This window comes from Lunatimonas sp., assembly GCF_020832325.1.
Taxonomy (GTDB): Bacteria; Bacteroidota; Bacteroidia; order Cytophagales; family Cyclobacteriaceae; genus Lunatimonas.
In genome coordinates, this window is record NZ_JAFIEU010000037.1 from 26,906 (window position 1) to 39,472 (window position 12,567).

Annotated in this window: 10 protein-coding genes; 5 read left to right on the top strand and 5 right to left on the bottom strand. The window is 48.1% G+C overall.

What is annotated here, in order from left to right; translation table 11 throughout:
* Positions 1-70 precede the first annotated feature (70 nt).
* From JJU34_RS13180 to JJU34_RS13200, 5 genes are all read left to right on the top strand, one after another.
* Positions 71-550 carry a glutathione peroxidase gene (locus tag JJU34_RS13180; RefSeq protein WP_228692896.1) on the top strand — a complete coding sequence of 160 codons (480 nt, stop codon included), beginning with the start codon at positions 71-73 and terminating at the stop codon, positions 548-550.
* A gap of 119 nt (positions 551-669) precedes the next feature.
* Entirely contained in the window at positions 670-1,581 is a 912-nt protein-coding gene (locus JJU34_RS13185; protein ID WP_228692846.1) for a 1,4-dihydroxy-2-naphthoate polyprenyltransferase, read from the top strand.
* Positions 1,582-1,756: 175 nt separating this feature from the next.
* A complete protein-coding gene (locus JJU34_RS13190) occupies positions 1,757-2,605 on the top strand; it encodes a universal stress protein (protein ID WP_228692847.1) in 849 nt (282 codons plus the stop codon).
* 6 nt (positions 2,606-2,611) lie between these two features.
* The gene (locus JJU34_RS13195; RefSeq protein ID WP_228692848.1) at positions 2,612-2,968 is read left to right on the top strand and encodes a translation initiation factor; all 357 of its coding nucleotides are present in this window, start codon (positions 2,612-2,614) and stop codon (positions 2,966-2,968) included.
* Positions 2,969-2,999: 31 nt separating this feature from the next.
* Complete coding sequence (locus JJU34_RS13200; protein ID WP_228692849.1) at positions 3,000-4,238, top strand: nucleotide disphospho-sugar-binding domain-containing protein; 1,239 nt, start codon at positions 3,000-3,002, stop codon at positions 4,236-4,238.
* A gap of 26 nt (positions 4,239-4,264) precedes the next feature.
* On the opposite strand, the gene JJU34_RS13205 is transcribed toward JJU34_RS13200, so the two are convergent.
* The 5 genes from JJU34_RS13205 to JJU34_RS13225 all read right to left on the bottom strand — a co-directional run bounded on the left by JJU34_RS13205 (position 4,265) and on the right by JJU34_RS13225 (position 12,562).
* Positions 4,265-4,888, bottom strand: a complete 624-nt coding sequence (locus JJU34_RS13205) for an FkbM family methyltransferase (RefSeq protein WP_228692850.1) — start codon at positions 4,886-4,888, stop codon at positions 4,265-4,267.
* A 365-nt stretch (positions 4,889-5,253) separates the two neighbouring features.
* Positions 5,254-6,696 (bottom strand): SLC13 family permease, encoded by a 1,443-nt coding sequence (locus JJU34_RS13210; RefSeq protein ID WP_228692851.1) that lies wholly within the window; start codon positions 6,694-6,696, stop codon positions 5,254-5,256.
* Positions 6,697-6,784: 88 nt separating this feature from the next.
* Positions 6,785-8,236: a c-type cytochrome domain-containing protein gene (locus JJU34_RS13215; protein ID WP_228692852.1), complete on the bottom strand. Its 1,452-nt coding sequence runs from the start codon at positions 8,234-8,236 to the stop codon at positions 6,785-6,787.
* Between the two features lie 15 nt (positions 8,237-8,251).
* Entirely contained in the window at positions 8,252-9,730 is a 1,479-nt protein-coding gene (locus JJU34_RS13220; protein ID WP_228692853.1) for a DUF1501 domain-containing protein, read from the bottom strand.
* A gap of 12 nt (positions 9,731-9,742) precedes the next feature.
* On the bottom strand, positions 9,743-12,562 hold the full coding sequence (locus JJU34_RS13225) for a DUF1553 domain-containing protein (RefSeq protein WP_228692854.1): 2,820 nt from the start codon (positions 12,560-12,562) through the stop codon (positions 9,743-9,745).
* Between the last annotated feature and the right edge of the window lie 5 nt (positions 12,563-12,567).

Consider the following 12,567-nt stretch of genomic DNA (forward strand, 5'->3'; position numbering starts at 1 on the left):
CTTGGCTGTAGCCTTGGTCGTGGGCTTGACTCCTGCCCCAAACGACGCAAACCATCCAGAAAACACCCCTATGGAAAAGTCCATTTACGATTTTAAGCTGAAAGACATAGATGGAAACGATGTCGACTTCTCCAGTTACAAAGGCAAAAAGCTATTGCTGGTCAATGTGGCTTCTAAATGCGGCTACACCCCCCAATATGCAGACTTGCAGGAACTGAATGAAAAATACGGTGACAAAGTAACCATACTGGCTTTTCCAGCCAATAATTTTGGCGGACAGGAACCCGGAACACACGAAGATATCAAGTCTTTCTGTACCGAAAATTATGGAGTAACCTTTCAGCTTTTCGAGAAGATCTCGGTAAAGGGAGTAGACAAGCATCCGCTCTACCGATGGCTTTCCGATAAAAACCTGAATGGATGGAACAATGCAGAACCATCTTGGAATTTCTGCAAGTATTTCGTAAACGAAAAAGGAGAATTGGTCAAATTCTTCCCTTCCTCCACCAAGCCTATGGATGCGGAAATTCTGGCATTGATCAATGCATAGAGATTCGGTCACATGATGCTAAGCGCCCAAGGCCGTTCACGGCTTTGGGTGTTGATTTTTATGGTTAGTGCCTCCATGAATACCTCAAAAATGAAGTACCACCCAGCATTTCTCCCGATTTGGAAATCACGTTAACCTCAAAGAAACAGGCATGGCTGCATGCCTTTCGGCTTAGAACCCTTCCTTTGGCCTTGTCGAGCATCTTTCTTGGCAGCATACTTGCTGCGGGAGACGGTACTTTGCGCTGGGAAGTCCTGCTGTTGGCTTCGCTTACCACGGTTTTGCTCCAGGTACTATCCAACTTGGCCAATGATTACGGTGACAGTGTACATGGTGCCGACCATGCGGACCGCCAAGGACCCGTACGGGCGGTGCAGTCTGGTGTGATCAGTCCTGCTGAAATGAAACAGGCCATGATACTCTGCGGAGTATTATCGCTGATTTGTGGGGTGTGGTTGCTCTACGTGGCTTTTGAGGACCTGATCGTGTTTTTGGGTTTTTTAGCTCTGGGACTGCTCGCCATTTTCGCCGCCATCAATTACACCACTGGCAAAAACCCCTATGGCTACATGGGCTTGGGCGACCTGTCTGTTTTCCTTTTTTTTGGCCTAAGCGGTGTATTGGGCACGTACTTTTTACACAGTGGCACGTTTAACCCCTGGATACTTCTTCCAGCCTGTTCGCTTGGTTTCTTTTCCATGGCGGTATTAAACATAAATAATATTCGGGATATTGAATCCGACCGTGTCGCCGGCAAAAAATCCATTCCCGTTCGTATTGGGAGAGTGGCGGCTGTACGGTACAATTGGCTATTGATTATCGGTGGGAATCTAAGCATGGCTGTCTTTCTGCTCTCTGGGAAATCACTTGGGGGATTCACCTTCCTCCTAGTGCTGCCCTTGATGTGGGTGGTGGGCCGTGGCGTTCATCGGGCCGAATCGGCTGTCAATACCGACCCCTATTTAAAAAAAATGGCCCTCAGTACCTTGCTGTGGGTGATCGCATTTGGGATTGGTCACTTGTTTTTCTAAAACTATTCCTTCCAACCGTTACGGATTTTAAGTAGTTTTTTGTAGCTTACTGCATCAAAATAAACCGTGGATAACAGATTAATTCCCGTATCCCGTAACGTTCAAATTCGGTCGTGATTGTTTCACCATTATCGGTCTGTGGATGGACCTTACTTAAAAAAACAACTAAAAACATATGAAAAGCATACTGGTTCCCTACGATTTTTCCCAAGAGGCAGAATACGCCTTTGAGTTGGCACAAGAGCTTGCTTCAAAGGCCGCCTGCAAACTGAAACTAGTACACGTTGTCGAAATACCCACCACCCAACATTTTAACACCATTGGGGAAGTAAACTTGGAAGAGAATTACGTAGACAAGATCTTCATGGCCGAAATGGTAGACAAACGCAAGGCACAGATGAAGGCATTGGAAGAACTACACGCCGTTAAGCCTTATCAGTTTAGCACCAAAATTTCTTTTGGAAATCCCTACGCAGGTATCGCTTCTGAAATTACCGAGATCAAGGCCGATCTGGTAGTGATGGGGTCCAAGGGCTCGAGCGGCCTGGAGGAACTCCTGATTGGTTCGAATACCGAGAAAGTAGTACGACACTCCAAGTGCCCTGTCATCACAGTAAAACAGCCCACCAAAGCCGAGGACATCAAAAATATAGTGTTTGCCAGTGATTTTAGTGAAAACAGCAAAAAAGTCATTCGGGAACTAAAGGACCTTCAAAGCCTATTGGGTGCCGAACTCAGTCTGGTTAAGATCAATACCCCCAATTCCTTTGAAAACACGCTGGTATCCAAAAAGAATATGCAAGCCTTTATCAAGGCAAACGAGCTAACCAACGTAAAAGTAGAAATATTCAATTCGGGTAGCGAGGAAGAGGGGATTTTGGAATATGCAGACGACGTAGACGCAGACATGATCGCCATGGCTACACACGGGCGAACAGGCCTCATGCATCTATTGGGGGGCAGCATAGCCGAAGACGTGGTAAATGCCGCCATCCGGCCGGTTTGGACGATGAAATTTAAATAAGGCAGCATGGGCAAAAAAAAATCCAACGACTGGAAGAAGCGGGACGGAGTGGTTTATTCCACCTCGGAGGATTTTGACTTCGATGACAACAAAGACGGCGATGGAGTAACCCTTCCCCCTCAGCAGCAGCGTCTGCATATCCAATTGGACAAAAAAGCACGCGGTGGCAAGCAGGTCACCCTCGTAACCGGCTTTGAAGGTATTGAGGAAGATTTAAAAGCACTGGGAAAGGCCATCAAGATCAAATGTGGGGTCGGTGGAAACGTTAAAGACGGAGAAATTCTGATACAGGGTGATTTTCGCGACAAGATCTTGGATTTTCTAACAGCGGAAGGATACAAGGTAAAAAAAGTGGGAGGCTAGCAGACGTGCAGGCGATCGTGGAATTTCCAGTATGAGGATTCTTTTTATTTACACCGCTTTTGCAGGGCACGTGTACCGCACTTTTCGCCTAGCCAAACAACTGATTTCAGAGGGCCACGAAGTAAATTATATCCTACTGGCTAAAAAACCACCGAATTGGAAACTACCCGGTGCCACGGTACAGGTACTTGGGATTTTTCCTATGTACACGGCTTTTAGAAACTATCCAGCACAAAAAACTATCAACGACGTGCTATCGGAAGTGGCCACATGTCGCTCGGTCCTGCTCGATGCCATAAATGCTTTCGCACCAAATAAACTATTTGTCGATGAATTTTGCAGCATCGAGCTTCATTGCCTAATACCAGCAGGTTTTGCCGATCAAATCGAAGTGCATACACCATTTCTCCCTTCGATTCCAAACTCTGGCTTTCCACCCCAAGATAGGTACGGCATGCCTGGTCCTGAGGCTACCGTTTTATGGTCCAAACACATAGAGGAACAAGGAGAGTCTATTTCGGCGTCTCAAAAGCTCATTCATGCACTTTTCAGCGAGCATATAGTCGAATTGGGACATCGGATTTGGACGTTCAATAAACTGCACCCGGCAGTATCAGGCATTAAAAAAATCTACCTGCACGATGCTTCTTTTGACTTTGGTGGACAACCCCTCAAACCTTGGGAGCACTATGGAGGACCATCCATCGACCTTTCGAGACCAGAAGATGTGGCGCCTCTACTTTCAAACATGGTGGCACATCATCTGGGAAAAAACCCCGAAAACAAACTGATCACTGTATCGTTTGGGACGGTGATAAAGGATTTGGTTAGTGATGATTCCCTGGTCAAATTTTTCGATTCACTGAATGCCCTAGCGGAAAAATTTAAACGTATTCTTTTTATTGCAAAACTACCCGTCCCCATCGCTTCAAGAGTAAAAAAGACGGCAGTTAATCTCATTTTTATGAAATCGTTGCCTCAACTTTTCTTGGTAAAGCAATCGAGTCTGTTAATCACCCATGGCGGTGGAGGAGCGGTATACGAAGCGTTAGCACTGGGAATACCCCTGCTGGTAATACCGCCTAAGAACGTCTTTGATTATCCAGGAAATGCCGCTAGGGTGGTCTACCATCAAGTGGGTCTATCTCTTTCCTCTCAAAGTTCTTTGGAGGCTATCAATCAGGCATTAGAAGAGTTGCTTGCAAACAAAAAGTACACCAGAAATGCTCAAAAATGGGCAAAGAAACTGGCTTTTGAAAGGATTGTATGAACTTTGTATTCCTCAAACCATACTTTCTACGGAATCCTTTTATTTACAATTGTGGTAACGTTGCCTCTCGTATAGAAATTGAATACACCAAACACCTCTACGATCGCCTTAAAGAACGCCTGGCCACAGCCCGGGAAGCGGCGGTCGTGAAGTTCTATCTGAAGAATCTTCACTCGTTTGAGCCAATTTTGGTAATCTCTGGAAAAAAGCATCCGCTCTGCACCTTCAATATCCACTTTGAGCAAATCGATGCGTTTCAGTTGGTATTTGGTTACGATCCAATCCATTGATACCGCTTGGACATTGCCTGAGACTAAATTTTCTTCCGAATAAATAGTGAAGGGATATCCATGGGGATTCTTTAGTTCAAGCGTGACCGCCGAATGCCAAATCCCGGCTTGCTCAAGGTAGATTCCGTTGTATGGATTGGTATTCTTTCTCAGCAATTCAAAATTGGCTGGATCGGGCTCTACGCAGATAACTTGGGCTTCCGGATGCTCCCGTTTAGTGAATAAAGTATACAGACCAATATTTGCTCCCAAATCCACAACTGTCTGAATAGGGTACTTTACCGGCAATTTATAGGCCTCTTCCTCAAAGATCTCTTTGTATACCCACCTATCCGAGAACCTCCCGTCCCGTAGATTCACGGGGTAACAAAGTTCTAATGGACTTTCCTGAATTATCAATGTTAACGTTTAGAAAGCAAATGGAAAACCACACAAAAATAACCCCTATGCTAATTTTTTAAAAACGTGCACCAAATCACGCTATTTGTTAAGAAGGACCATCGTAAAAACCACCTTCGTAGGAGCCAGCCATATACCCTGACTCGACGGTTGCCTCTTCCATCTTTGGTTCAATCCATGTTTTCTTTTTCATTTTTTTAGCTGATAGAGTGTTTACAGATTTAAATTTCCAGTACAAAAATAGAAGATTTACGGTAGGAAGCTAATTTACCAAATAAAAAGTTGAAAATTATCCCTAACCCACACCACTTCAAGCCATTGAGACCCTAAAACACCCACCTAACCAACGACAGCGAAACCAACCAAAGCACCAATACCGCGACCAAATTTAACCAGATACCCACTTTCATCATCTCCTTAATCGAAATCAACCCGCTTGAAAACAGGATGGCATTGGGAGGCGTAGAAATGGGAAGCATAAAGGCAAAACTAGAAGCCATGGTAATGGGAATCACAAAGGGCAAAACCTCCTCCCCCATCCCATCGGCTATCCCAAAAACAACCGGAAGAAAAATCGTAACCAAGGCCACGTTGCTCATCAGCTCGGTTAAAAAAAGGCACACGAGGATCAACCCCAGAATCAGCCACGCCAGGGATATGGTAGAGGTTCCGGCCACATAAGCCCCTATCGCCTGAATAATACCTGCAGCCTCCATTCCCTTGGCCAAACTCATGCCTCCGCCAAAAAGCAACAAAATACCCCAGGGCAACTCCTTCATACTTTTCCAATCCAGCAGCTTGGCGTCCGTCCCAACGCCGGCAGGCACCAAAAACATGCAGATTCCACCCGTCATGGCGATGATGGTGTCGTTTAGCAGGTTCGTTTGAAACAGCAAATTGAGCGGTTCTCGCAAAATCCAACACAATGCCGTACCCACCAATACGAGGGAAACCCTCACCTCCGCTTTGGAAATGGGGCCCAAGTCCCGCAACTGATCCTGAATGACCTGATCTGACCCAGCGATCTGACCCAGGCGATTGGGATACAATACGCGCACCAAAAAAACATACATGATGAGCAACATCACTCCCCCCACCGGCAATCCAATCAACAGCCAGCGATTAAAATCCAAGCTAACACCGTAGAACTGCTGCATCAAACCCACCAATACCACGTTTGGTGGAGTGCCGATCAAGGTAATCACACCACCGATATTGGCAGCATAGGCGATGCCTAGCATCAACGTGAAGGAAAAATGAACAAACCCTTGGTGGTGGACCATATCCCGGTTCGCTGCAAGAATCAACTGCACAATGGACATCGCGATAGGCAACATCATCACCGCAGTGGCAGTATTACTAATCCACATGCTCAAAAAAGCGGTTGCGAGGTAAAATCCACCGATTATACCGTTTGCTTTGGTTCCGGTGACACGGATCAGGTTAAGGGCAATGCGCTGATGCAGCTTGTTTTTCTCCATCGCCAAGGCAATGATAAAACCACCCATAAACAGGTAAATCACCGGATCCGCATAGGGCAAGGTAGCCCCTTTCATATCAAAAATACCCATTAAAGGGAAAATTACGATCGGAAGCAGCGCCGTGACGGGAATGGGTACCGCCTCAGAAACCCACCAAATGACCATCCATGCGGCGAGTGCCATTACCTTCATTCCATCGGTGAGCTCCAATAGCCCGAGGGAAGAAATAAGCCAAAAAACTCCAAAAACAATCGGGCCCAACCAGATACCGACGTGGCGTACATACATCGTTTAAACGTCTAAGGTTCGACCATTCCTTGAATTAGGTCACTATTTACCCAAACCTCTGCCATACCCTTGCCATTCTACAAAGCAATCAAGGCGTTTTGTTACCGACAGGCAACACCTCCACGGTGAGAGAATCGACCACGTTTACCTCAAACCCCAGATTAACTGTCAGCTTTGCAAGTTGGCCTTCCAATTGATTTGCCCCGGCGGCAGTTACACGGGTCTCCCATGCGTATAAGCTTCGGAGGTTTCTCAGGTCCGAGAGCTTGGCGATGCCCTGATCTCCTACTTGAGAACCGTAAATATTCAAAAACTCCAAATAAGTCAGCCCTTTTAAATGATCCATTCCCGAATCGGAGATCGGTGTCTTTTCGAGCCTAAGCTTGGTGAGGTTTTTTAGCTTCCCAACAGGAGCAAGCCCCTGATCTGAGATTGCACTTTCCTTTAGGTCCAGCCAAGTGATCTGCTCGGGAAAACTCTCTGCCAGTCCCGCCAACAGATCCTCCACAGGTAGCTTCTTGTCAATGGCTACTTGAAGCCAATTTGAATTCGCCGCCAAGGTTTTGATCATAACGCCTTGATCCCGAAACGCCTTGATCTTTTCTGCACTGGGTACAGGTGGCTCCGAAGCCAATAGGATCTCCACCTCGGATTTGTTGGCATTGGGATCCACCAATGTTTGCAAAATTTCGTCGATCGAACCGTCCACATTTACTTCAGCCACCTTCTTGTCAAAGGGAGCACCCTCGGAAATCCACCACTCCAAAAGGGCTACCTGCTGATCGGTAAGCTGGGTCTTGCCCTTGGGGGGCATGTGCTCGTCATCGGTCTCGGGCAGGTGAATCCGCTGGAGCAGCAAACTCTGTGCTGGATCACCGGCTACAAATGCCGCCCCGCTCTCTCCGCCGCGCTGCATGGCCTGTACCGTGTGCATTTGCAGGTCTCCCTTCTTTTTGCTTGCGTTGTGACAGGAATTGCAGCGCATTTCTAAAATTGGATGCACGATATCGCCAAACACCTCTGCCTCTTGCAGATTGGTGATCAGTTTGGGCCCTTTGGATCGCTCCAAGCCTACCAAGGCACGAAGGCCATTGGGCATGTTTTGGGTCAGGTAGTTACTTCCATGGGTTAGCGAACCGCCGTAATGCCCAGCACCGCCCAAAAAAACCATCATTAGAACCAAACTTCCGGTGTAGGCCTTTTTTAGCTTATCGGTACCCTTTTCCTCGTACTGCCGCTGTAGCCACCAGGTTCCGAAGGCAAAGATCACCAATGCTATTCCAAGCCATTGGTGGATTCCTAGGAGGTCCTCACTATAGCCCCCATCGCGGGCTAGCATTAGCCCAAGGATAGCCGCCACCAAGGCAGAAATCGCTCCAATAAACAACGTAAATCCTACCGCGGGCCGCAGTGCCCGGTATTTTTCCTTCTTTGATACAAACTCCAATAAAACCGCCATTACCAAGAACCCTATGGGTAGGTGTAGAAATAACGGGTGAAATCTTCCCAAAAACAGCAGCAAATCGCCTGATTCCTCCATGTGTGTAATTTGTTTCTATGCAATAACTTTATGAACTACCTTGCCTGCCACATCCGTAAGCCGGAAATCCCTTCCCTGCGCAAAGTAGGTAAACTTCTCGTGATCCATACCTGCCAAATGCAGAATGGTTGCCTGTAGGTCGTGTACATGCACCTTGTCTTTTATCCCGTAGTAGCCAATTTCGTCCGTCTCTCCCAAACTGAATCCCCCTTTGACTCCGCCTCCAGCCATCCAAATGGGGAAAGCCTCGGTGTGGTGGTCCCTGCCTTTAAACGGCCAAACCCGACCTCCACGATTTTCCTGCATGGGTGTACGCCCGAACTCCCCTCCCCATACGACCAAGGTCTCATCCAGTAATCCACGTTGCTTGAGATCTTTCACCAAAGCAGCCATGGGACGGTCCACTTGGCCGCACTTCTTTACCAAGCCATTTTCCAAGGAGTCACCCTCGCTCACACCATGGGTATCCCAACCCCAGTCAAACAACTGTACAAACCTCACTCCCTGCTCTACCAACCTTCTGGCAAGGAGGCAATTGTTGGCAAAGGAAGTTTTTCCAGGTTCGGTACCATACATCTGATGGATGTATTCCGGCTCGTCTTTGATGTCCATCACTTCGGGAACGGATGTCTGCATGCGAAAAGCCATTTCGTACTGAGAAATGCGGGTTAATATCTCGGGATCACCCACCTCCTGGTATTCTTTTTCATTGACTTGGTTGATAGCATCTATGGTTCGTCGGCGCAGGTCGCCACTCATGCCTTCGGGGTTAGATACATACAAGACTGGATCCCCCTCCGAACGACACTGAACTCCTTGGTAGACAGACGGTAAAAAACCACTCCCCCAGACCGATTTGCCGGCATCCGGGGTATTGCCGCCGGACACCAACACGATAAATCCAGGCAAATTTTCATTGTCCGTACCCAATCCATAGGTCACCCAGGAGCCCATGCTTGGCCGCCCCAGCCTGGGACCGCCGGTCTGCAACAACAATTGAGCTGGAGCGTGGTTAAACTCGTCGGTGTGCATGGTTTTTATCAAGCTGACATCATCCACTATCGTCGAAAAATGAGGCAAGAGGTCAGATACCATCATGCCCGATTCTCCCCTAGGGTGAAACGCTGCCTGAGGACCCAACATTTTGGGAACTCCTTGTATAAATGCGAATTTCTTCCCCTCCAGCAGGGATTGTGGGCAATCCTTGCCATCGAGCTTGGCCAATTCGGGCTTATAGTCAAACAACTCCAACTGAGAAGGTGCCCCTGCCATGTGCAGGTAAATGATGCGCTTGGCTTTGGGTGCAAAATGGGGAAGCTTGGCGGCCAGTCCCTCCATAACCTGCTTGGCCTTTTGTTCCTCGTTTGGAGACGGACCACAGGCCATCATGGAGCCAAAGGCCACAGACCCCAGACCTGCTGCACATTGTTTTAGAAAATGCCTTCGGGTCTGTTGCTGTAAAGATCTAAATTGCAGTTCCTGCAGTAAATTCATTGGGTCTTTTCATTAAGATTTCATCACAAATTCGTCCAGGTTCATGATCACATTCGCCATGACCGTCAATACCGCCAATTCCTTGTCCTCTTCTCCCGTGAACTGGCAAATGGCTTCCGGGTCGTTGTCAAAGTATACCTGAGTTTCCGCATATAATTTTTCCAGTGCTTCCAGCTTTTCCGGATCAATGCCCCGCAGCATGGCAAAGCTATACATCAAAGACAGCTTATCAGCAGGGGCGGCTCCTGCTTGCGACCCCTCCAATACCCGCTTGGCTAAAAACAGCGAGGTTTCCAAATACACTGGATCGTTTAATCCCACCAAGGCCTGCAAAGGCGTATTGGTATCTATCCGCCTCGGCAGGCAGAATTCACGGCTGGGAGCGTCGAAGGTAATAAACGAGGGGTAGGGACTGGTCCTTCTCCAAAAGGTATAAAGTGCCCTTCGGTACTTGTCTTCGCCTTTGCTGGTTGTCCATTTTTCGCCCCCGCTGTACACGACCTGCCAGATTCCATCGGGCTGCTCGGGCATGACACTGGGCCCGTACATCTTGGAGCTTAGCAGACCACTGACGGCCAATGCTTGGTCACGAACCTGTTCGGCCGTTAACCGGGTACGTGGTCCCCTCGCCAGCAGGTAATTGTTCGGATCCCTGGTTTCCAGGTCCTCCCGCATGTGAGAGGATTGCCGGTAGGTGGCCGACATGACCAATTGCTTGATCAATGGTTTGAGTTGCCAGTCATGTTCGTGCATGAATTGAAGTGCTAGCCAGTCCAACAGCTCGGGGTGGGTAGGAGCAAACCCTTGGGAACCGAAATCCTCTAATGTCTCGACAATTCCCAACCCAAACAATTGCTCCCAAATCCTGTTTACCAACACCCTTGCAGAAAGTGGGTTATCTGTGGAAACCAGCCACTGTGCCAGTCCCAGGCGGTTACTTGGATAAGATTCGAAGGAGTTCCATTTTTCCGGGACACCGGGAGAAACTTCCTTCCCTCTAACCAGCCAATTCCCTTTCTCAAAGACATGGGACGCCCTCCGATGGCTTTCCGGTAGATCCACCATGATGGGAGTGGTAACCTTTGGCTTGGTGCTATTTAGTAGGTCATATAAGGTGCTAGCGACTTCCTCGTACCCATCGCTACCTTCGCCAGGCAATGACTCATGAAATACCATCCATTCAATGATACACCCCGAACCCTCGGGACCATTGATCACCAAGTATAGATCCCGCTTGCCGACTGTCGGGTCCACAGGAAAGGAGACCGTTTGGTACAGGGTATATTCTTTATTCTTCTTCTCTTTTTTATCGTATTCCGTACGGAACTTGCGCTCTATGGGAAGGGTGCCGATCAACTCTCCGTCTTTCGAATCAAGGCGCAGTTCCATGTTACCCATGCTCTTGTCCGCACGGTACCGAAGCATTAGCCGATCCTTTCCGGTTAAAGGGAGGTCTTTGATACGGGAATACACACTATCCGCCACTTTAAAGGTGGAGGTGCCCAATACCGGCAGACCCTTTTCAATCTGTTCGACATAGTGGGGATGTATTTTGGGTTCGCCGATTCGAATCAGCTTTTCGAAGTAGTCGACCTTGCTATTTGCTACCGAAGAATCTGTCTTTTCGCCGACCCACTTCTTTATGGCGTCGAGTTTTGCTTCATCTTCTTCTTCTTTGTATTGGATTAGGACCGGGGCCTCACTCGGAATATCCGCATCCGCACTTTGATTAAAAAATGCGATGGAACGATAAAAGTCTTCGTGACGAATGGGATCATAAGGATGGCTGTGGCATTGCACACATTCCATGGTAGTCCCCTGAAGTACAGACCACGTGGTGTTGACCCGATCGATTAGTGCTGCAACGCGGAATTCCTCATTGTCAGTGCCACCCTCGTCATTATTCATCGAGTTACGATGAAACGCCGTGGCAATATATAGCTCATCGGTTGGGGTGGGGAGAAGGTCTCCCGCAAGTTGCTCGGTTACAAACTGGTCAAATGGCTTGTTAGTGTTTAATGCCCTTATGAGCCAGTCCCTGTATTTCCAAATACTTCGGTGTCGGTCGGATTCGTATCCTTTGGAATCGGCATAGCGAGCTAAATCCATCCACATGGCGGCCCAACGTTCCCCATAAGCAGGGGATGCCAATAGCCTATCCACTACGCGCTCATAGGCCTCCGGTGAGTCGTCTTCTAAGAATGCCGTAGTCTCTTCCAGGGTAGGTGGCAATCCTGACAAGTCTAAACTGATCCTGCGCAGCAGGGTAAAGCGGTCCGCCATTGGATTGGGCAACAGCTTTTCCCGGTCCAACTTGGCAAGAACAAAGCGATCGATGTCGTTTTGGATCCAAGGGGAGGAAATATTTGGCACCTCCTTAGGCTGGGGAGGAATATATGCCCAGTGATCCTTCCATTTAGCACCCTGATTGATCCAACGGGTTAACAGGTCGATTTCCTCCTCATCCAATGGGTCACTCTCCAACGGCATTCGTAACTCCGGATCGTGGTGTCTGATGCGCTTGATCAACTCACTTTTGCGCACACTTCCGGGAACAATGGCCCGTTCTCCAGACTCATTTACTTCCAAGGCTTCTTCCTCAAATAGCAGACTGAATCCGCCTGATTTCTTTACTCCACCGTGACAGGCTATGCATTTCTTATTAAAGATTGGCCGGATATGGGTATTGAAGTCTACCTCCTCTCCCAATACGAAAGCCGGAAGGAACTTGTGCTTATCTTCAAAAGAGACAGAATACGCAATCCAAACAAACAGCCAAAGGAAGACTGCAACGGAAACAAGAGCTTTCCATCTGGTAGTAATGATTTTCATAAGGG